Origin of the sequence: Solitalea canadensis DSM 3403 (assembly GCF_000242635.2) — a bacterium.
GTDB classification, from domain to species: domain Bacteria; phylum Bacteroidota; class Bacteroidia; order Sphingobacteriales; family Sphingobacteriaceae; genus Solitalea; species Solitalea canadensis.
This window is the reverse complement of the sequence record NC_017770.1, coordinates 1,590,460-1,613,477: the sequence shown is the minus strand read 5'-3', so window position 1 is coordinate 1,613,477 and position 23,018 is coordinate 1,590,460. Positions and strand designations below refer to the sequence as shown.

The 23,018-nt window shown below is 35.9% G+C and carries 15 protein-coding genes, 1 tRNA gene and 1 pseudogene; 4 read left to right on the top strand and 13 right to left on the bottom strand.

The annotated features are described in order from the left end of the window. Positions 1 to 2 precede the first annotated feature (2 nt). Positions 3 to 485 (bottom strand): TlpA disulfide reductase family protein, encoded by a 483-nt coding sequence (locus tag SOLCA_RS06525; RefSeq protein ID WP_014679654.1) that lies wholly within the window; start codon positions 483 to 485, stop codon positions 3 to 5. A 239-nt stretch (positions 486 to 724) separates the two neighbouring features. Here SOLCA_RS06525 and lgt point away from each other — a divergent pair, with 239 nt between their 5' ends. Beyond that, positions 725 to 1,540 carry a prolipoprotein diacylglyceryl transferase gene (gene lgt, locus SOLCA_RS06520; RefSeq protein ID WP_014679653.1) on the top strand — a complete coding sequence of 272 codons (816 nt, stop codon included), beginning with the start codon at positions 725 to 727 and terminating at the stop codon, positions 1,538 to 1,540. 94 nt (positions 1,541 to 1,634) lie between these two features. On the opposite strand, the gene fbp is transcribed toward lgt, so the two are convergent. The 8 genes from fbp to SOLCA_RS22200 all read right to left on the bottom strand — a co-directional run bounded on the left by fbp (position 1,635) and on the right by SOLCA_RS22200 (position 11,576). Next, entirely contained in the window at positions 1,635 to 2,675 is a 1,041-nt protein-coding gene (fbp, locus tag SOLCA_RS06515; RefSeq protein ID WP_014679652.1) for a class 1 fructose-bisphosphatase, read from the bottom strand. A 212-nt stretch (positions 2,676 to 2,887) separates the two neighbouring features. Beyond that, entirely contained in the window at positions 2,888 to 3,382 is a 495-nt protein-coding gene (locus SOLCA_RS06510; protein ID WP_014679651.1) for a metallophosphoesterase family protein, read from the bottom strand. Between the two features lie 13 nt (positions 3,383 to 3,395). After that, positions 3,396 to 4,100 carry a tRNA1(Val) (adenine(37)-N6)-methyltransferase gene (locus SOLCA_RS06505; RefSeq protein ID WP_014679650.1) on the bottom strand — a complete coding sequence of 235 codons (705 nt, stop codon included), beginning with the start codon at positions 4,098 to 4,100 and terminating at the stop codon, positions 3,396 to 3,398. A 9-nt stretch (positions 4,101 to 4,109) separates the two neighbouring features. Continuing rightward, positions 4,110 to 4,745 carry a YiiX/YebB-like N1pC/P60 family cysteine hydrolase gene (locus SOLCA_RS06500; protein WP_014679649.1) on the bottom strand — a complete coding sequence of 212 codons (636 nt, stop codon included), beginning with the start codon at positions 4,743 to 4,745 and terminating at the stop codon, positions 4,110 to 4,112. A 264-nt stretch (positions 4,746 to 5,009) separates the two neighbouring features. Next, positions 5,010 to 7,235, bottom strand: coding sequence for a phosphoribosylformylglycinamidine synthase subunit PurL (gene purL, locus SOLCA_RS06495; protein ID WP_042479442.1), 2,226 nt, complete (start codon positions 7,233 to 7,235; stop codon positions 5,010 to 5,012). Between the two features lie 138 nt (positions 7,236 to 7,373). Next, on the bottom strand, positions 7,374 to 8,027 hold the full coding sequence (locus SOLCA_RS06490) for a hypothetical protein (RefSeq protein ID WP_014679647.1): 654 nt from the start codon (positions 8,025 to 8,027) through the stop codon (positions 7,374 to 7,376). A gap of 24 nt (positions 8,028 to 8,051) precedes the next feature. After that, the gene (locus SOLCA_RS06485) at positions 8,052 to 8,375 is read right to left on the bottom strand and encodes a hypothetical protein (protein ID WP_014679646.1); all 324 of its coding nucleotides are present in this window, start codon (positions 8,373 to 8,375) and stop codon (positions 8,052 to 8,054) included. A gap of 501 nt (positions 8,376 to 8,876) precedes the next feature. Further along, a complete protein-coding gene (locus SOLCA_RS22200) occupies positions 8,877 to 11,576 on the bottom strand; it encodes an energy transducer TonB (protein ID WP_014679645.1) in 2,700 nt (899 codons plus the stop codon). 353 nt (positions 11,577 to 11,929) lie between these two features. Between SOLCA_RS22200 and SOLCA_RS06475 the strand changes: the two genes are divergently transcribed. Both SOLCA_RS06475 and SOLCA_RS06470 read left to right on the top strand, forming a co-directional pair. Continuing rightward, the gene (locus tag SOLCA_RS06475) at positions 11,930 to 14,728 is read left to right on the top strand and encodes a sugar-binding domain-containing protein (protein WP_014679644.1); all 2,799 of its coding nucleotides are present in this window, start codon (positions 11,930 to 11,932) and stop codon (positions 14,726 to 14,728) included. A gap of 169 nt (positions 14,729 to 14,897) precedes the next feature. Continuing rightward, a tRNA-Arg gene (locus SOLCA_RS06470) sits at positions 14,898 to 14,971 on the top strand. Positions 14,972 to 15,034: 63 nt separating this feature from the next. On the opposite strand, the gene SOLCA_RS06465 is transcribed toward SOLCA_RS06470, so the two are convergent. Both SOLCA_RS06465 and ku read right to left on the bottom strand, forming a co-directional pair. Next, entirely contained in the window at positions 15,035 to 16,342 is a 1,308-nt protein-coding gene (locus tag SOLCA_RS06465; protein ID WP_014679643.1) for a tetratricopeptide repeat protein, read from the bottom strand. A 136-nt stretch (positions 16,343 to 16,478) separates the two neighbouring features. Then, positions 16,479 to 17,273 carry a non-homologous end joining protein Ku gene (gene ku / locus SOLCA_RS06460; RefSeq protein ID WP_014679642.1) on the bottom strand — a complete coding sequence of 265 codons (795 nt, stop codon included), beginning with the start codon at positions 17,271 to 17,273 and terminating at the stop codon, positions 16,479 to 16,481. A 194-nt stretch (positions 17,274 to 17,467) separates the two neighbouring features. Here ku and SOLCA_RS06455 point away from each other — a divergent pair, with 194 nt between their 5' ends. Beyond that, positions 17,468 to 17,815, top strand: coding sequence for a hypothetical protein (locus tag SOLCA_RS06455; RefSeq protein WP_014679641.1), 348 nt, complete (start codon positions 17,468 to 17,470; stop codon positions 17,813 to 17,815). Between the two features lie 123 nt (positions 17,816 to 17,938). Here SOLCA_RS06455 and SOLCA_RS06450 read toward each other — a convergent pair. Both SOLCA_RS06450 and SOLCA_RS06445 read right to left on the bottom strand, forming a co-directional pair. Beyond that, positions 17,939 to 19,405: pseudogene (locus SOLCA_RS06450) on the bottom strand (glucoamylase family protein). A 493-nt stretch (positions 19,406 to 19,898) separates the two neighbouring features. Then, positions 19,899 to 22,805 (bottom strand): triple tyrosine motif-containing protein, encoded by a 2,907-nt coding sequence (locus tag SOLCA_RS06445; protein WP_014679640.1) that lies wholly within the window; start codon positions 22,803 to 22,805, stop codon positions 19,899 to 19,901. Positions 22,806 to 23,018 lie beyond the last annotated feature (213 nt).

The window sequence follows — 23,018 nt, the reverse complement described above, 5'->3', positions numbered from 1 at the left end:
TTTTATTTTTTAGTTAACAAATAAGCATCTTTAAGCTCATCAAAATTGAAATCGCGCTCGTAAAACTTGCGATAGTCGTTTTTGGCATTAATAATTAATGTTCCTGGCAATGCGCCCGACCAGCTTTTATCCACTTCATCAATCACTGCTCCCTGATCTTTTTCATCCAACAGCAAAACCTCTAATGGTATTTTATTTCGTTTAACAAAAGGCTGAACACTTGATTCGAGCTTTGACTTAAAATCCATGCTCACTAATATCACTTTAAGTTTATCTGTGCGGTATTGCTCTTGCAGTTGAACAAAATTTGGAAGTTCCTTTATGCAGGGTGCACACCATGTAGCCCAAAAATTAATAATGTAAGTAGTATCATTAACGGAAGAATACCTGTTTTGAAGCTGAGAAAACTTTATTGGTTTAACCTGCTGTGCAAAACAGCCAGTTGAAACTGCAACAAACAATAAAATAAAGGAAAGCTTTTTCATACACCAATTTAATGCAGCAATTTGAAAATAGGTTGGCCGTAACGGAAAAATTACCGCGAGCACTAATCCTATCCGTCAGACACGAATAGGGTCTTATTGCTTAAGTTTTAAATAACTAACTGCTAACCTTTGATTCACAATTAAAAACACTGTGTTATAAATTCGCTTTCAACTAATGAAAATAATTTACCTCTCTCTATTTTTTTATATTTTAGGCCGAATTAAAAAAAAACGATTAGATGCTTAATTACATAACCTGGGATGTTAGCCGCGAAATATTTTCGTTAGGACCTGTTGTTTTAAGATGGTACGGATTACTATTTGCTTCAGGATTTGCCATCGGCTATTTCATCATGCAAAAAATCTTTAGAAAAGAAGGTGTAAAGGAGGAAGTTTTAGATAAGTTAACCATGTACATGGTAGTTTCTACTGTAATTGGTGCTCGTTTAGGACATTGTCTCTTCTATGAGCCTGAGTATTACCTAAGTCACCCATTAGAAATTTTGATGGTTTGGAAAGGTGGTTTAGCTAGTCATGGTGCGGCTATTGGTATATTATTTGGGTTATACCTATTCTCAAAGAATGTATCGAAATTACCCTATTTGTGGATACTCGACCGTATCGTAATAGTAGTAGCATTGGGAGGAGCCTGTATCCGTTTCGGTAATTTATTCAACTCCGAAATTTATGGAAAAGTAACCGACGTTCCCTGGGCCTTCAGATTTGTAACCTCTGATGGACCGAATGCATTACCTCGTCATCCAACACAGTTGTATGAAGCATTCTTCTGTATTGCATTGTTTGCTTTCTTATTGTGGTATTATTACAAACATGTAACCCAAATGAAAGATGGAATTATCTTCTCTTTCTTCCTTGTTTTACTGTTTGCCTTCAGATTTTTCATTGAATTCTTAAAAGCTGAACAGGTAGACTTTGAAAAGGGAATGTCGCTTAATATGGGTCAATGGTTAAGCATTCCTTTTGTTATAATAGGAATACTGCTTTACTTTAAACAAAGCAAAACCGAACCTCATAACTATGTAATTGCAAAATAAGTGCGGGCTTTATACCAATAAAAGAAAATCCCGTCTCGGTTAAACCGGGACGGGATTTTCTTTTATATTGAATCGATTGGCTGTTATAATCGTTTTAAGCTTCAACGGCTTCCAATACTTCCTTTAATTCAGGAGAGAACTCCTTCATAAATTCTTCCGCTTTTTTAACCATCTCTTCCGAACCGATAAAGATCGGAGTGCGTTGATGCACCTCATTTACCTGAAGATCCATGATGCGTTTAAACCCGTTGGTTGCACGTCCACCTGCTTGCTCAACTATAAAAGCTAAAGGATTACATTCATACACCAAACGCAATTTACCTTTTGGCGAACTAGCAGTGGTAGGGTAAATAAATATGCCCCCTTTAATCATATTACGGTGAATATCTGCTACCATTGAGCCAATATAACGCGAAGTGTATGGTCTATTAGTTTCTTTATCTTCTGCCTGGCAATATTTCAAGTATTTCTTAACTCCTTCAGGGAAATGAACGTAATTACCTTCATTCAAGGAATACATTTTACCAGTTTTAGGGAACACCATATTTGGATGCGAAAAGCAGAACTCACCAATTGAAGGATCAAGTGTAAATCCGTTTACGCCATGCCCAGTGGTATACACCAACATGGTTGATGAACCATAAATTATATATCCTGCAGCTACCTGTTCAGTACCTTTTTGCAGAACATCGATCTTAGTACACGGACCACTTTCTGTTTTCCTGCGATAAATCGAAAAGATAGTACCTACCGCAACGTTTACATCAATATTCGAAGATCCGTCTAAGGGATCAATGGCAACCACATAACGTGCATTACGTGAAACTTCTCCATCAATCTGTATTACATCTTCATTTTCCTCCGATGCGATGAGACAGCATTCTCCGCCACTTTTTAAAGCAGAAATGAATTGTTCATTAGCATAGACATCCAATTTTTTAACAGCTTCGCCTTGCACGTTCATTGTTCCGGCTTCACCTAAAATATCTACAAGTCCTGCTTTGTTCACTTCCCTGTTCACAATCTTGGCAGCAATGCCAATATCGCGAAGTAATCGTGAAAGCTCTCCCTTCGCATAAGGAAATTCAGCCTGGCGTTCAATGATGAACTGCCCCAGCGTCATTACATTGGTCATAAAGTTTATTGAAATGGTACCCCGAAAGTAAGGCAAATATTATGCATCAAAAAATTGCAAGAAGGCCAAAAAACGTTCTTAGTGTAGCAAATACACCTATTTTTTATAAAAAAAACACAAAGTAAGTTAGGAAAGTATACTAAAATGGAAAGTGTGAACAGAAAAGTGTAAAAACATGCAAAAAATGCGTGTTTTAAAAGTTTTTGCGTTTTTTACCACCTTTTGAGCTCTATTACTTCTAAATCATGGATTCGTTTATCAGAAATCGAAAAACGCAACAAAGTCCGTACCTGGTGAAACCCTTCTTTTCCATATGCGCCCGGGTTCATATGAAGAAAACCATATTGCTTGTCGGGCATTACTTTAAGTATATGTGAGTGACCGCAGATGAACAGATCAATTGATTCTTTTAATAATTCAGGTTTAACCTTAGGATTGTACTTCCCCGGATATCCACCAATATGGATCATCATCACATTAACTTCTTCACATTTAAACCGGTTGATGTAGGGCAATTCAGCCCTTATCACTTGTCCGTCAATATTACCCCAAACTCCCCTTACAGGCTTAAAAGCTTTGAGCTTATCCAAAACTTCAGGGACACCAACATCACCGGCATGCCAAATTTCATCAACATCTTTAAAATGCTCAAAAAGTGCATCATCAATGTAACTGTGAGTATCGGATAATAAGCCTATTTTTTTCATTGGTGAGGTACTGTTAGAATATAGTCAAAAAGTCTTTTGCGATGCTGATATATTGATGTGAATGTGTTCCCTGTGATTCATATATCACAAATTTCTCAAATATTACCTCGTTTTTTTCTTTTCTAAAGGCGACAATCCTTCTCTTTTCCGGAGAATGATCAAAGGAATGAATATGAATTAATTTTGATGGCTGTAAACCGGCAGATTTAGCATGCTTTGTAAATTGATGCATTTCGTTAACGGGCAATACAATCCAACACGAGCCATTATCATTTAGCAACTCACTGATTTTCAAGCTTAATTTAGGAAAGAAATCTTCATCAATGTGCCGGGCCGTTTGTTTTTTATGTAAATTAGACTTTAGAGAATTAATAAAATACGGAGGATTGGAAACAATAACATCATATTTCTTTTCAGTTGTAAAATCAAAAACAGACGAATGAAAACATGTTAACCGATCACTCCAAGGGGAAAAATCAAAGTTACTTTTAGCCTGCTCCGATGCATCGTCATCTATTTCAATCGCATCAATAATTGCATCACTTCGTTGCGCTAATATCAACGCAATAAGGCCCGTTCCTGCTCCTATATCAAGTATCTGCGCAGCCTTGCTACAATCAGTCAGTGTGCCCAGTAAAAGCCCGTCTGTACCAACCTTCATGGCACACTTATCATGGTAGACTTTAAATTGTTTAAACTCAAAATAAGCTTTTGACATGAATAGAAGTTATGGGTTACAAATCTCTATTTTTTCTGAACGCGAAATTCCTCCCGGGTTAATTCCCGGTTTAGCTTCAGGTATGTCTACACTTAGTTCTTTATAATAGGCAACCCATGCCGGATAAAACTCTGCTGTGCCAGGTTGTTTGAATGTCATTGGCTCCAATTTAAAGAACGGCTTATTCTTATTAGCATTCATAAATGCATCATAAATTAATTCGGAACAATAGTATTTGCCGTTATCATATATAAACTCATCATCATACGGCACATTCAGTTTGCTTAAAGAAAAAGCAACCGCCTCATTTGCTATTTTCTTATAAGCTTTCCTAACCCTTCCAACATAGATTTTATGACTCGTACGGCCAGTAAACTTATCAATTGGGGTTAACTGCACCTTAGCTCCTATTGCTTCAATAATATAGGCAGAATCAGCTTTTAAATAAACTAAACCAATGTGAGAAAAACGATGTCCCCCATAACTCTGCGTAACCTCTTCAATTGCATCACATAACGGACCACAATCCAGGTCTTCAAACAACAGATCTCCGTTTTGAAGTTTTACTCCATCCCAACTTTGAGCTGAAACAGTAATTTTTATCGAAGTTATTAGTAATAGAATGAGAATTAACCTCTTGATCATTATTTGATTTTCTTATTCACAAAATTAAACAACAGCTGCTGTCTCCAAAATACCTTTTAAGGATAAACATTATTAATTGTGTGGTGATTTTAAAAAGATTCTGTAATAAAACTCAGTATCCCTCCAACCCCATGCAAGAGAGGAACTAGACAACCGACACCTCCCCCTAAATCTCTCTCCTCCAGGAGAGGGATTTAGGGGGAGGTCAAACTAAAAAGCCCCGATAAACGAGGCTCTATAATATTTTCAAACTAGTGTATTAGGTTATGCACCTAAATAACCATGTAATACATTGTCGTATACATTTTTAGCTGAAGGCACTTTTCCGAATGAGTCACCATCGATAAACATTTCAGGAGATTCGGTAACAGTTCCTAATAAACTAAACTCAACACCACTTGTCGACATAAACTCAATGAATTGTTCTTGTAATTCAGCCTTAACTGAAACTACCACACGACCCTGAGCCTCACCAAACAAGAAAGCATCTTTACGAACGCTATCATCTGATTCAATTTCGAAACCGAATCCTCTGTACATCGCTGATTCAAATAAAGCAATGAATAAACCTCCATCTGCCACATCATGAGCAGACTCAATAAATCCATCTTTAATTAAACCTTTAATAGCCTGATGCATGTCATATTCTTTCTCCAAATTAAAATAAGGAGCTGGATATTTATCTACATTATGATAAGAAGCAAGGTATTGAGAAGCAGCAATATCATTTTGTGATTCACCGATCAAATAAACGAAGTCGCCTTCATTTTTGAAATCGCTGGTCATTAATGTTTTCTTGTCGTCTAAAACACCTAACATACCAATAGTTGGCGTTGGGAACACAGGTCCTTCATCGCTCGATTGGTTATAGAAACTTACGTTACCACCAGTTACAGGAGTTTCAAACTTCGTACAAGCTTTACTCATACCTTTAATGGCGCTAACAAACTGCCAGTAAACTTCAGGAATATAAGGGTTACCAAAGTTCAAACAGTTAGTAATTGCCACAGGCTCACCACCTGCACAAATAATGTTACGGGCAGCCTCAGCCACTGCAATAGCACATCCTTCTTCAGGATCAGCGTATACATAACGTGAGTTACAATCAACCGTTAATGCCAATGCTTTATCAGTACCACGAACATCAACCACACCTGCATCACTTGGACGGTTAGTTGTCATATTCAATGTACCAACCATTGAATCATATTGGTTGTAAACCCAACGCTTAGAAGCAATATTTGGATGAGAAATCAAGTGATCAGCAACTTCTTTCAGATTTGAAGGCTCTTTAACATCTTCAATTTTGAAAGCTTTATGCTCAACCATGTAAGCAGGTTCGCGGTATTCACGGTGATAAACCGGAGCACCTCCACCTAATACTAAGTCTTCTGCAGGAACGTCAGCAACTAAAACATCGTGCATGTAATATTGCAAACGGTTACCCTCAGTAACTTCGCCAATAACAGCGCAATTTAAATCCCATTTATCGAAGATTTTTTCAACGATCGCCTCTTTCCCTTTTTCAACCACAATTAGCATACGCTCTTGTGATTCTGAAAGAAGGATTTCCCAAGGCTTCATATTTTCCTGACGGGTTGGAACCTTGTCAAGATTGATACGCATACCATGTTCGCCTTTTGCCGACATTTCTGAGTTTGAACAGATAATGCCTGCCGCACCCATATCTTGCATACCAATAACTGCACCCGATTGAATTACCTCAAGCGTAGCTTCTAATAATAATTTTTCCTGAAATGGATCACCTACCTGAACAGAAGGCAAATCGTTTACTGAGTCCTCAGTAATATCTTTTGAAGCGAAAGCAGCTCCGTGAATTCCGTCTTTTCCTGTTGCCGAACCTACAATGTAAACGGGGTTACCAACACCGTATGAAGTAGCTGAAACAGTTTCACCAACTTTAACGATACCAGCCGACATTGCGTTAACCAATGGGTTTACGTTGAAACTTTCGTCAAAGAAAACTTCACCGCCAACAGTTGGGATACCGAAAGCATTTCCGTAATCACCAATACCTTTAACTACTCCTTTAACTAACCATTTAGTACGGTCAAGGTTAATATCACCAAAACGTAAAGAGTTTAATTGAGCAACCGGACGGGCACCCATGGTGAAGATATCGCGATTAATACCTCCTACTCCGGTAGCAGCACCTTGATAAGGCTCAAGCGCCGAAGGGTGGTTATGTGATTCAATTTTAAAACAGCAAGCCAAGCCATCGCCAATATCAACCAATCCGGCATTTTCTTCACCAGCTTTGGCCAACATACGAGGGCCTTCTTTAGGTAAAGTTTTTAACCAAACAATTGAATTTTTGTACGAACAGTGCTCACTCCACATCACTGAGAATATACTCAGCTCGTTAAAGTTAGGCGTGCGTCCTAAAATTTCCTTGATTTTTTCGAATTCTTCAGGCAAAAGCCCTAAGTCTTTTGCGGTTTCAACAGTGGTTAATTCCAGATGTTCCAATGTAACAGTGGTTTTGAAATGAAAGCGCAAAGATATAAAAAGAATACGTGTAGGGAAAGTTAATTGGAGAAAAGTGTTGCTATTTACGAAAGCAAACAGAAAACAAACCCCGACTTACAATAGTCGGGGTTGTATATTTTATTTTTTTGGAGTTAAAGGAGCTCCAACCGCAATGTCACATCTGTGACCCGGTTGTCCGTGCGCTGGATTCAATGGCACTCCGTCACTATTCTTTTGAAGTTCAGTTGTTGCTGCAACAGGCTGTGCTTTTGGGGCAGCTGCTGTTGTTGTAGTAACTTGAGTTTTAGCCGACGCAGAATTTAAAGGTGCCCCCACCGCAATATCACATCTATGGCCTGGTTGCCCATGTGGCGGGTTCATCCCCTTCTTTGTCGTTGTTGCTGGTACAGCAGCTGTTGTAGTGTTAACCGTAACCGGAGTTGAACTAACTACCGGTGCACTCACAGGTTGAACAACTGGCTTTGCAGTCGGTGTTGTTGTCATACCTTTATTCTGAATGGCTGCACTTACATTCTGAGGTACAGTCGACATTTTAGGTATCGAAACCGATTGTCCTGCAGGAGCATTTAATGGCGCACCGACAGGAATATCACAACGATGACCAGGCTGACCATGTGCAGGATTTACTCCTACTGACGCCGTTGCTGTTGAAGCCAAGGTATTTGTCTTTATGGGAGCGGTTCCTTTCGTATTGGTATTTTCAGCCTTATTACCGCACGAAGCAATCAGAAGAGAAACTGCTACAAAAACTGGTAAAACTTTTTTATACATATGTTAAGTTGGTTATAATCCTGATTACTTTTGTTGCCTCTTATTCCAGCTTTCACTACACTCTTTTCCAAACTGTAAAATCAACTGCTGATTTTCAGCTTTTTCAACATCAACAGCCTTAATATTGTTTTGTTTTATCTTTTCAACTAAACAATCAGTTATAAATTCCGCCTGCTCATCCGTCATTGAACTGTTGGCTAACATTGCCTTTTTACAGTTTATTTTAAAAGATGTTTCAGTTGTTTTATCCCAACCGTTTTTATCCTTCACGCAGGATACGCATGTTACTATTATAATTAATGCAAAAAACAGCTTTTTAATCCCTGATTTATCGTTTTTTTTATTCATATATAGTGTCTGAAAGTAAATTTATAAAATTATTCAATTGATAAACATCTTTCCACATTATAACTTATTTTAATTAACTCAAGTTGCCAGTTATTAAGCGAATACTCCATCGGAGTAAAGACATGTTGTGCGATTTGATTTCACATTTGTGAACTTAAAGCATAAATTATCATATAAGCCAAAATCGCCTCGTACAGTTCGGAAGAAATGGTTTAAATACTTGCACTAATTTTCGGAGAACTGTACGCAGTCTCGGCTGAGCCGAGAGCATTTTTTGTTTACTTTTTTTTGCTGAAGAAAAACATGCGAAGCATTCTTGAATACCTTTTGAAACTAAACACTACATGAAAAAAGTGAGTCCCGCTGAAAGCGGAGGAAGAAAATAATTCATCAAACTATGTTTGTTGCACTATTAGTCTTTTTTTTAAATCGCACAGCGCGTGATGCTACCTATCTATAATCTCTATAGGGACATCTTATTGAACTGGCAACATGAGTTAATTAGTTAGGCAGCTCAAATTTAACCGGCAATGTATATTTAACATTTACGGGTTTACCATGCATTTTCCCAGGCTCCCAAATAGCCATGCTTTTAACTAATCTTGTCGCTTCTTCATCACACCCATAACCTAAACTTTTATCTACATTAATATTGGCAATTGATCCATCACTGGTGATAACAAAACTTATGAAAACAGTTCCACTAACATGTGCATTTAATGCTTTAATAGGATAATTGAGTTGATCATTAATAAATGCCTTCATTGCCTTCTCTCCTCCTTCATAAACTGGTGCTACCTCCACTTTTTCATAAACCTCACTCGCGACTAGGTTTTCCACTTTTGGCGGATCTATTCGATAATGATTATCAGCACTACTATTCTCTGAATCTGTTGAGAGTGTTCCGGCAATCATTTTTCGCAGATCTATTAAGATTTGCTTATCCGTAACTGTTTGATCTCCCTTTTTAGCCTTGATAATATTTACAGCTTTCTGTTGCTGCTCAATAGCTTGTTCTTTGTGTGCCAAACGGTATAATAAATGCGCTCGAGTATCAATAAAATAAGGATTTTCAGCTTCCAGCTCAACGCTTAAAACCGACCAATTAAGCGCTTTGGTTAACGTTCCATCATCAGTGCTAAACTGATAACATTTCCATGCAGCACTATTTAATAAATCGGCTGTTTGATAAATGAAGGCAGCATCACTCGCCTTATCATCACTTGACGAATATGAATAAGTAGTTGACGTACTGTTAACATAATCATAACTGATTGAATCAGCGACCAACTGTTTGAACAATGATTTAGCATAGCTTAAAACATCCTTCTTCGCACCAAATGTAGCAGCATACTTATCCAATAAACCGATCGCTTCGTTGCTCAGCAATTTATCATAGGCGTAATAAATCTCTTTACGTATAAGCAACGGAACCTCATAATGAATCACCTGGGGTAATGCTTCAATAAATATTTGCTGGGCAATTATTCCTTTTTCGCGGTCAACTTCATTGTATTTATCCGCATTTATCAATTTACTCAACAATACATACAGCGTTTTAGGCTGTTTATAGTAATCGTTATCAGTGTATGTATAAGCTGATAACCCATTATAATTTCGAATCAGATAGTCAAATGCAGGCGTAAACTGAGGTATTCCTGCAGCATCCATTGAATAGATAAAGTCATCAGCATTCATGGATTTTGAATTTGCTAAATATCCCAGCACTTTGAGGATTAATTTAGCGTTGGTTGTATCGGCTTTTCCTAATGAATATCCTATTACGAGCTTATTCAATGATTTTAAAACAAATGAGCCATCAATTGAGTAATCCATCGAAGACTCAAATTTATCTTTAGACTTTTCATAATCGCTCACACTCACAGCGTCATCATAAAAGCCATAATAATCAGGAATATTGTTTAAGTACGCTTCCTGCAATTTCGTATTGTCGGGTTCCTTTTGTAACTGCGGCATTAATACCGATTTGTTATACACTAACCAAAGTTTTTCAGCAAACAGGTAGCTTGAATAGGTAAAATTACTTTGAAGTTCATAAAAGGATTTTCCATAACTATAATACAACAATTGTCCTGTAGGAGCCAAAATAACCGTTCCCGGATAAGATTTTACACCATAACCTTTTAAACGTTTCAAATCACTCTCCGGAACATTGTATAAGACGAAGTTTTTATTGAAATAATCTGTTTTAATGTAAGATTCGGTGTTAGCCTCCTTAATAAATTGCTGAAATGAATAATAGCTATCTTCTTTGGATGCAACCTTTTCACAATACAATACCAAAAATTTATTCTGCTCTTTGGCTAAACGTTGTGCTTCTTCAAAATTGGTATAAATCTTTATGGTATCCTTTTTCACATACTCTTCGGTATCATAATCGTAATCTGATTTTTTAACTACGGAAGTATCTGTATAGACCCTGCTACGAGGTAAGAAATCAAATCCGTTATCCGGAATATCTTTTTGAGCTATTAATAATTTATCCTCTTCATTACTTACATTTCCAACATAAAAGAAACTCAAAAACGGCTTTCTATGCTCGATCATAATCAGCTCATTAGCGTTTTCTCCCTTTACACAAGTTACCACATCGCTATTACTGAAATACACATCATTAAATTTTAGACGGATTTGCTGCACATTTTTTGGCAGCGCAAACACTGTTAATTGTGATGATGGATACCTGCTATGGGTTACATATAATGAATCGCCAACAGGCAATTTAACTTTTATGGATTTTTTCTTTGTTCCTTCCTCGATGCTTATCGAATCGGTAAAATCAACAAGCTGATCTTTCTTAAACGAGTTTCCGGTTGCTATTTTAAAATCATTTGAACTTATATAATTCAAACTGTCAATCGTGATAACTATCGTTTTGGTATTGTTTGTAGTTGAAGTATTTTTCTTATATAATGCCTTAAGCGGATAAGCACTTTTATCCAGGTAAAATAAAACAGTGTCATTTTTCACCTTGTAACTGCCTACCGTAAAGAAGTTAAAACCACCCTTTTTATCTGTCATTTGCATCCAAAAAGTGTTCTTAGCGGATAGGTAAGTAGTATAGTTGAGGTTACTTATGTTTAATTTAAATTTCCCTTGTGGCCAGTTATTGTTTATGGTTTGAGCGAAAGAAAAATTGCTGATCAGCAAAAGCGTAACTAATAAGATCTTCGTTTTCATAAATGGTGTTACCTGCAAAATAATTTCAAAAGTATGCTTTGTTAGCAGAGGTGTACTGTTACTTATAGTTTTGCAAAAATAGCAAGTGTTACGTGATTCTCTTCATGAGAAAAACTTTTAATTCTACAGATAGTCTATAAGCAGTAATCACCTCCTTTAGTTTAAACTACTATACGAATAAAGAATTAGTTCTTGCTAACGGTGCCAACACCAACAAATTTGCAGTGATACTTATTTATCCTTTATACATGTTTTCTTAGCAGAATATTGTCCAATTAGCCCAAAGTACAGATATTCACTCTCCTAGTGTATTGCTACAACTGCTGTTGCACCCAACAAACCATTTTTTGTAAATGAAACATACATACCTGATTTTAGTCTTAATTGCGCTCTTCTCCTGTAAATCGGAAAAGAAAATTACCAGAGAATACATTGATTTAGCAGGCCAATGGCAATTTGTTACCGATACCGCCGACTTAGGGGTTAAGGAAAAATGGTTTTTAACTGATTTACAGGACTCCATAAACTTACCCGGCACAACTGATTTAAATAAGAAAGGCTTTCTTAACAAAGATACCACCACCATGCATTTGAATAGAATCTATAAATATGAAGGTGCGGCGTGGTATCGCAAGAAAGTGGTGATTCCTGAAAGCTTTCGGGATAAACACCTACAACTTTTTCTAGAGCGGACAAAATCTACTCAAGTTTGGGTTGACAGCACCCTTATAGGCGGTTCTAAATTATTGCAATCTCCTCAGTACTTAGATCTATCTAAATACCTTACACCCGGAGCGCATTACATCACCATTCGTATTGATAATAGTTTGAAACTTACTCCATATGGAAATGTTCACATTTATTCAGACGACACACAAACAAACTGGAATGGCATCATTGGCAAGCTCATTTTAGAAGCTTCTCCAAAAACCTATATCAACAATCTTCAGGTTTATCCGGATATCGATAAAAAGAAAATCGATATTAAACTGGAAATCATCAACCAACTAAACCTTAAAAACATTGATATTGATTTAATTGTTGAGAAAACCGTTAACGGAAAGACCAAAACATTACAGTCGCAACGGATTACAAAAACGGTGGTGCCAGTACTGAATCTCGAATACACTTTAGGCAACGATTGTAGTTTGTGGGATGAATACGAAACGCCAGTATATTCATTAACAGCTATCATTTCTAACGACAAGTTGAAAGATGCCCAAACGGTCAATTTTGGAATGAGAAAGTTTATTGCCAAAGGAACTCAATTTGAAATCAATGGACGTAAAACCTTTTTAAGGGGTAAGCACGAGGCCGGCGTATTTCCATTAACAGGTTATCAACCGATGAATGTGGAGGAATGGGAACGCGTATATAAAATTGCCAAATCTTATGGCATTAATCATTACCGGTTCCACTCTTTTTGTCCGCCCGAAGCTGCTTTTATTGCAGCCGATAATGTTGGCATATACATTCAAGCTGAGCTTCCTTTTTGGGGAGGTTTAGAAACGGATTCAGTTGCCACTATGTTAAAAGAAGAAGGACTTGCCATGTTAAAGGCTTATGGTAATCATCCGTCTTTTGTGATGTTCTCTCCCGGAAACGAGATCTGGAGTGGACATGATCGGGTTGAAAAGAACATAGTAGCGCTAAAGACATACGATAATCGGTTATTGTATGCGATGGGCTCAAACAATAACATAGGTTATGCTCCACCACGTGCCTGTTCAGATTTCTTTGTCGGTGCACGGGTACCTGATTCAGGCGATACTACTTTAGCCCATACGAGATTGACACACAGCTTTGCAGATGCAAGAGATGGTGGATTATTGAATACTAAAACGCCTTCTACCAATGTCGATTTTGGTTTTGCAGTTACCCATATGAAGATGCCGTTGGTTAGTCATGAAATTGGCCAATACCAGATTTACCCCGACTATGATGAGATCCGAAAATACACCGGTGTTCTCAAACCGTTGAACCTTGAAGTTTTTCGTCAACGTTTAGCCAAAGCAGGAATGCTTGATCAGAACAAAGCTTTTCAAAAAGCATCAGGTGCATGGGCTGCGCTTTGTTATAAGGCTGAAATGGAAGCGGCTATCCGAACCAAAGGTTTAGCCGGATTTCAATTATTAGACTTACAGGATTTTCCGGGCCAAGGAACAGCTCTTGTCGGAATACTGGATGCTTTTATGGATAGCAAAAATGTGGTTAGTAAAGATGCGTGGTTGCAATCATGTAATGATGCTGTTTTATTACTGGAATTTCCGAAGTATTGCTGGACCAATAAAGAAAAATTTAATGCCCAGGTTTTAGTGGCCAATTATTCTAAGCATTTGATAAAATCAGTTTTAGATTGGGAACTAAAAGATCAAAATGGAACTGTAAGGCAAAAAGGTTCATTTTCAAACTTATCATTGACTAATGGAGACATTACCTCCATCGGACAACTACAATTTGATCTCTCCCCTATCAAAAAAGCTGAGAAACTAATTGTTTCTATCGCTATAGCGGGAACCTCTTATAGTAACTCTTATCCAATTTGGGTTTATACTACCACAGAGCCAAGCACTCCTAGAGATGTGGTAATTACAGAAAAACTAACAGAAACCATACTTTCTGATTTACAAAACGGAAGCAAGGTTTTGCTGTTTCCTAAAACGAAAGATGTTAAGTCAAAGAGTATTGCCGGACTTTTTCCACCTGAATTTTGGAATTATGGAATGTTTAAAAGTATAAGTGAATCTGTAAAGAAACCTGTATCACCGGGCACATTAGGATTATTAACCAATCCTAAACATCCACTATTTAATTCATTCCCCACTGATTTTCATACTAACTGGCAATGGTTTTCGATCATTAAAGCAAGTAACTCTTTTATATTGGACCAAACACCAACATCGTACAGGTCTATTGTTCAGGTTATCGACAATTTAGAACGAAATCATAAGTTAGGTCTCATTTTCGAGTTTAAGGTTGGTAAAGGGAAGCTTTTGGTTTGTATGTCGCAGCTCAATCAATTAAAAGATAAGCCAGAAGCTCTACAGCTCTATCAGTCGATTATTAACTACATGGAATCCACTAACTTTAATCCGGATACAGAGATTGGTCAAGACGAATTGATCGATTTTTTCAGGAAGGATGATCGCTGAAACAATGAAATTATGTTTAAATAAAGATTTTAGAGGCAAAAACAGGAAAGCATATTAACTAAAAAACATTTTTTATTTCTGACTTTTAGCCACATAGCTTTACAGACGCAGAAAATAGTTTGTTTTTGAACAGATAAATTACTTAATTTGCACTCGCTTTTAGAAAGCTGCACCCATAGCTCAGCTGGATAGAGCAACGGTTTTCTAAACCGTCGGTCTCAGGTTCGAATCCTGATGGGTGTACAAAAAACGCCTTTAGATGTATATCTAAAGGCGTTTTTATTTTGGGCAAGTGCTAAAATCCGTTCAGTTAAGAATATATTTCTTTTTAAACTCCTTAGCAGCTTCATTAAATTGAAATTCTGCTTGTTTGAGTTCAGAAAATTTGCCCTTGAACAATGTGGCTGATTTTTCGAATTTATTACCCAAATCTGACAACAATATTACCTCCAATTGGTTATACTCATTTTCTAAAATTTTCTGAAAAAGCTTCTCATAATTTAATGTTTTGGCTTTGTAATTAATGGATGTATCCATTTCTATTACTCTTTGAAGTTTGGTTATACTTCTCGTATTTTCAAGTTTAGCAAGCTTTACCAATTCTTTTAATTCGTTAATATAATTAATTGATACATTGGAGTTTGTTTTAAGTTTCAAAAGAATCGCTGTCGTTTTATCAATTAACATCTGCTGGCTCCATTGCTTTTCAATAATAGAATTTATAATCATGTATTGATCATGCGCAGTGTATTTGGTATCTACTTTAACTCCAATTCTTTTTCTTGCACTTTGAAGTAAAGGAGAGTTAGTGAAATAATAATCCTTCAGATTCGGATTAATATTTAAAGCTTCATTGTAATCCTTGATCGCAAGATCTGTTATTTCCGGATAACAATTTTCAAAACAGCTGGCCCTGCCTAAATATGCCTGATAGAGATTACTATCAATTTCAATTGCTTTAGTATACTCTCCTATTGCTTCAAAAATCTTATGATCATAAAAATAGCAATCGGCTAATGATTTATGTGCATTAGCATCACTAGGGTCGTGTAGCAAAATTTTTAGAAAAGTTTCAATCGCCTTATCATATTGGGCAAGTGTTTCATGTGATTGCCCTTTAATAAAATAAGCATGTTTAATAAGATTAGAATCCAACTCTTTTATTGGTAATTTCATTAGCTGATCTATACCTTCGATTGTATTTTGATAATCTTCTATGTCAAAGTAATAGTTTGCTAATGAATAAATAGCAATATCATAATTGGGATTTATTTCCAGAGCCTTTTTATAATCACTAATTATTTCATTAGATATTTTATTCTCTTTAAGCTTTAAAAAAGCTCTGTTATTATATGCGATATAGTTTTGAGGATCTAAATCCAATGCTTGCTCAATTACTATTGCAGCACTATCTAAATCATTTTTTTGAAGTAAATATTTGCTCCTGACACTTAATCTTAAAGACATTTCCATATCCTTTTGGGATACATTATTACAACTCAACAAACCAAACAACAATGACAGAAACATAAAATGCCTTGTAAATAATATTTCGCTTGTTGATTTGATTTTGATGTAGGTTTTAAAATTTTCCCAGCAAAGCACTTTCTTCATTTTCGAGATTTTAATTAACTCAAAAATAAGCAAAGCAAACTAAGAACAACCTAAGCTTACTATCGGATATACAAATTAAATAATAGACAGATTTGAAATATAAATGCAGACAGAAATCTCAAAAAACACCCCCTCTCTAATTCACCTCCTTACTCCTACTTTTCTTCTTCGTATTTAAACTATTGATCAGTTGAGAAACCAAATCATCATTCTTTTTAGCAGCCGGTTTCATTTCGATAACCTTACCTCGTTTCGGAGCTTTACCTTTTGCTTTTTCATTAATTCGGTCGAATAATGCTTTGTAATAGGTATTGTGATATTTAGACACATCGAATTTTTCGGTATTTTCAGCGATGTAATCAATGGCCAATTCTAATTCGTCTTTTGATATTTTTTCTTCATCCAGGTTTAATTCTTCTGTTGTTCTTACTTCTTCAGGAAATAACAGGGTTTGTACCACAATAACATTTTCCATGGCACGGAGCAGACAAACATATTCCTTTGTTCTAAGCACAAATTTTCCTACACCTGCTTTATTGCTTTTGCTTAAAACAGAACGCAAAAGTGTATAAGCTTTAATTCCTCGTTTTTCGGGATGTGCATAATAAGGTGTGTCAAAATAGATGGGATCAACTTCTTTAAGATCAATAAAATTCTCTATTTCAATAAGTTTGGTTTTTTCCGGGGCAGCTTCTTCAAAGTCTTCGTCTTCAAGAATAACATAATCACCATTGTACATGAACCCTTTTACAATGTTTGCCTCTGTCACTTCTTTACCTGTGTTTTCGTTAACCTTTTTAGTTTTTATGCGTTCATGGTCTGCCTTATCAAGCATGTGCAATTCGGGACCAGTTTTCTGAGTTGCAGGCTCTAATCCGATGGGAATACTCACTAATCCAAAGGATATCATTCCATTCCAAATTGGTTTCATAACGAGAGCAATTAGTAGTAAGAAATGTAATTTACGAAAAAACAGAATGTTTTAAGCCTTTTCATCTATCGATTACATTGAAATTTGCATATTGCTGCACTATTCCATGAAAAATTCGACTCGATGAAAGAACTTACTCCCATTGAAATCTACCCAATTATTAATATTCAGTCTATTATACTTATCCCTCTATTATGATTCTATTTTTCCTGTTTTATGGATACGTTTCAGATCAGCTTATTGCACTACTTGCTGTATTGGGGGTGTTATTTTTCGTTTATTTTGTTATACTAATTTATACCCTCAACCGAAATCAAAACAAACCTGTTCTGATCATTAGCAAAGAGGGATTATATTATAAAAATATAGGATTGATCACTTGGGAATATATTTCAGGTGTAAAAATAAATGTAAATTTCTTCAATAGACTAGAATCAAACCTTTTAACTATTTCCTTAAAGAATCAAGATCCTTTGATTATTCCTACGAACAACCTTGATCATTCGAGTGAAGAGTTAGCTAAAAAAAATAAACTGCTATAAACAAGTCTATTCAACTAAAAACCTATATAAAGGCAAAGCCCGGTAAAGGCTCTGTCAGTTCCTTTCCGGGGGATTTGCCTGTCAATAGTTTACACTATGACCTGTCGTATGAAGAAAAGTAACTTACATATGTGGACTCTGGAAACCTAAATTAGTTAGTCCTGTTTTAACCTCAGGCGCACTCATGAATAAGTTCCATAACAATTGGCTACGGTAGTTTTCAATCATGATGATTATCGGCCCCTGGTCAATTGCCAACGTTGAGGTGGCGAACCATGGATCTTTTAATGAAAATGCGTCTACAAAACCATAATCTTTCCAGATTTTATCACCTAACTTGTAATAGAAAAATTTTAATGCCCTCATCGATTCATTTGGCGTGTACGGAAAAGATGATAACGCAGCCGTAGGTGCAATTACTCCAACATCGTTATTAGGCGAACTGGCTGTATATCCGTTTGGAATGTCGCTGGCAGTTAGTCCCCAACAATCGGTACTGTATCCATAATGTCCTTGCGGATTAGCTACACAGTATTTATAATTGATTAGGCTGTGGGCTTTTGTCTGTGTTTCATAATTGGCATAGGTATCAACTAAGCTGTTAGGATTTATTCCCAAAAATGAATAATGTTCAAAAAATAGCGGTCCACCATTGGCAGATCCTAACGGAAGTACTGTTCAATAGTATGTACTACCATTTTTAATACTTCCATTATGCGCCCAGCCATTATCATACACTATTTTCGGGATCGGATAAGTTGGTGATGATGCTGCCATTACATAAGTGATCAAGGCCTCATCCCAACCTCCAATCGGTAAATTCATATCCCAATCAAACGTAGGACTCCAATGCCAGTACAGCACATTACTGTTATTCTTTCTAAACCAACTCCATTCTACCTCATTATAAATACTATTAATATCATTTCGTAAAGCGGTTTCCTGCGCATCAGTTCCGTTAAAATACTGACGAGCGGTGATTAAGCCTTGCATTAAAAAAGAGGTTTCTACCAGATCTGCACCATTATCTTTACTACTAAAAGGAATAATTGCCCCCGTATTTCCATTTAACCAGTGGGGATAAGCTCCATGAAAACGCTCGGCTTTATTTTTCAGAAAATCGACGATCTTTTGCATGCGGGCTAAACCTTGGGCTCTGGTTATAAAATTTCTGTGTACCCCAACAATCAATGCCATCACTCCAAAACCCGAACCTCCGGAAGTAACTAAATCACCTGAACTGTTTCTTTCTCGTGCTAAACCGCTTGTAGGATGTCCGAAATCATAGAAATACTTAAAAGTTTTTTCCTGAACAAGCGTTAACAACTCATCGTCGGTAATGCGCTGAAACTTATCTGTACTATCAACACCAACAGATAGTTGAATAGAAACCGGATTTAGTATTTTTCCTCCGGAGGAAGACTTCAACTCACTTTTTATGGAAAGGCTATAGTTTGTGAAAGCTGATAGATTGTTTTGTGGTTTAATTGTTAGTGTTTTATTATCGTTTTGCCATTGAAACGACAATGGGATGTTTACCCCCGATGAACCAGATAGTCCAATACCGCCCGCCGTACTATTAACATCCATAGCTTCCGTAAAGTTAACCTTAACTGTAGGTGAAGTATTTAGTCCTGTATATTTTAGGGTTCCGTTATAAACATTATTAACCGTGAACGACAAAGAAGTATCTGTTTGCTTAGGCCCAGGTACTTCATTGTTTTTACAACCTGTTGTAAAAGCAAATAAACATATATAAAAGGCTATCATCATGTACTTTAGTGTGATCATTATAGAAGATTTTACTATCATTAATTCTATATTTAACTATTTTCAGGCTTTTAAGTTATTTTTATTTTCTATGTCCAAATATGAATGATGAAGACCATTGATTCCTAATTTTTTGTTTCTACATCGCTACATCTTTATGCTATTTAAACTCATCATGAACAGATCAAAAAAAGCCTTTTTTTTCACTAAAGAACGTTTTATGGTCTTATCCTAAAAAATACAAACTCGCTACAAAAGTTTAATTCAAACCATTTCTTGAGCCAAAATGAGAGGTTGTGATGTAGTTATTTTTTTAGAGCTCCAATAGAAACTCCGTGAGATTTTTATCATGTGGCAGATTCAATTTTTTTCTTAAACGATATCTCCTGATTTCGACTCCTCTAACTGTTATATTCAACAAGGAAGCCACCTCTTTACTACTCATATTCATCCGTAAATAAGCACACAATTTAAGGTCATTGGGCACTAGTCCACAGTAATTGGTTTTAAGTTTTTTAAAGAAGTTACCATGTGCTTCATTAAAGCTGCTTTCAAATATATTCCAGTCCCGGTCGTCACTCATTCCTTCATCTATAACTTTTTGTATCTTTTTCAACTGGCTGCTTGATAGTTTTTTGCCTGATGAATCAGTGAGATTTAGTATTTCTTCTTTTATTTTTTCCAGCAATTCATTTTTGTATACAATATTCATTGCTGTATTTGCCATTTCCCGGTTTTTACTTGCAAGGTCGGCTTCAAGTTGTTCCTTGTGCATCTCGCTAATTTTTCGTTCGCTTATAATAGCTTCATACTTTATGTATTCTTCCTGCTCTTTTTCTAACTGATGCTGAATTGCAAGACGTGCACGTTCCAACTTTTTAAAATATATCCTACGGAATTGAACTACACCGGCAACAGCTAACATAAAATAGATAATCCATGCCCATATGCTTGAATACCAGGGAGGTGAAACATTGAATTTAAAAGTTGTTATTTTAGTTACCAGATTTCCGTTAATTCGAGCCCTTACCATAAATTCATAATCCCCGGAAGACAGATTAGTAAAATCCTTTTGTGTTTGCGTGCTCCACTCCGACCATTGTCCGGAATAACCTTCCAGAAAATATTGAAACTGAATTAAACTTTTTTCATAATAGGGGAGTGAAAAGGAAATCCTGATGTTATTCTTACTATATGGAAGCGTTATTTCTTTAATAGTAGCATCACCTTCAGCAATGGTTGTGATATGATCATTCGCATTATCAATCTTTCTGATTAACACTTTTGGCAGTTCCTTATACTTTGAATCTGCCGTGTTATCTTCATTGTAAAGAACAAATCCATCATCCACACTAATTAAATAAAGTGATTTATTGATCCGGTTAATATTTTCATAGTACTGCACCATTCGTCCGTTCAAGGTGCTAAACTTATTAGAATCAACAATTACCTTTCCGGATGTACTTAAATCAACAAAAGCGATTTTACCATGATTAATAAACCAGTACTGTTTTTCTTCTGCCTTAATAACTTTGTTTGAATAAGCAAATGTGCCTAACGATGTATTTAACTCTTTATAAGGTTTAAATTTGTTTGAAAAATCATCAAATAGATAAAATCCATTATCGGTAGAAAAAATAATGCGCCCTTCGAATTTAAAGAGGTTTATGTTATTAGTATGTGGTAATCCGCTATTAACATCGTAATAATTAACAGCAGTTGCCAACTTAAGATCCGGTGATAATACTGCTCTGTAAACCCCTTTATAGGCATGAGCAATCCACAACATACCTTTTTCATCTTGCTCAATGTATCGTGCGGGCTCATTAAAATTCTTCAAAAGATGAGAGAACATCCAATTACCCCTTTCATCTTTTTTATAAATAGCTACTCCTAAATAGGTCCCTTGCATTAGGTAATCAGGATGATCAACCACCTTTTTTATTACCCATCCACCGTTAATATCTGATATTTTACGAATAGTGCTATTATTTACGAGATAAGACCCTTCGTTAGTGCCACTAATTAATTGATCATCAATTAACGACAGATCCCAAACCTGTCCTTGTGAATTTGGAACAAATTTGAAATTAAACGAATGAAACTCCTTTGGGTTGGTTGGCCAATCACTGTAAAACAATCCTTGATTAGTACCTATATAGACTTTATCCTGATGAATAATGCTTGAATAAACCGTTCCGAATCTGCCCGACTTATCAAAATAATAGTATAAGGGAGAGTTTAGCTCAATCCGATCTATTCCATTATCTAATCCGGTCCATAAGTTTTGGTGCTGATCTAAGTATAAATTTAATATGGTATTATTCTGGAGACCGCTTGTTTTATTAATATGTTGTATAATATTTCCTGCATAATCAGTGATTATTAACCCATTTAAAATTGTTCCGTAAACAAGGTATTTTCCAAATAATGGTACACCATTATTTAACTGGTAGGTCTTTAAAAAATCACTAGCTATTGTATTCCATGGCCGGATTGAATTTCCATCATAAACATAAAGGCCATGTTTCGATGTACCAATCAGAAAATTATTATTATAAGGTAATACTGATAAAACTTCAGTATTTGCAAGAGACTCACTTCCTGGAATAAATTCAAGTTTTGAGTTTTTTAGTTCATATAACCCTTTACCTAAAATTTCGATAAAATAACGGCTCCCTGCTTTTAAAAGAAATAAAAAAGGCTCCTGCACATCAATCGCAGTAACTTTTCCATTTTGATAAATGTATACGCAATCGAACGACTGGAAGATTACTTTATCTTTTTCTATATAAATTTTCCAAATCTCACTCTCTAACGGATGTGCTTTCGCTATTTCCTTGTTAAGGGATGTAAATTGAAATTTGCCGTTATCAGCATAAGACCAGTAGCCAAATTCGCCATACCCTCCCGCATAAACTTTTCCTTTATTATCGGTTGCCACACTACGAACAATAACTTTATTTGGCATTTTGTATAACTGCCAGGAACGCCCATCATAACTTAATAATCCTTCTGAATTACCATAATACATCACACCATTATTATCCCTTACTACTGACCAGTTTTGATTACCAGCCATGTAAATGTTTTTGGAATAATTTTCTACAAAAGGAACTCCTACATTTTTTATGTCGGAAGCTAAACTTTGAAAGCTGCTAATGAAAAATAGGGAAAGAATAAAAGAAAGGCTGTGCTTCTTAAAAGTTACTTTAATCATTTTGGTTATAAATATGGTTGTGATTATTAATCAGGCAGAGAGTGGGAAGATCTGCTGATAAATAAATTCTTTAATTGAGGACAATCCTTAAATTCTGATTGTTCTCGGTAATCATAAAAGAATTTATTATGAAAAATGTCGGGTTCAACCTTTTCATATTAAATTAAAACTTCGCTAAGTTATTGATCTAAATCATTTTTCAAAATAAATTTT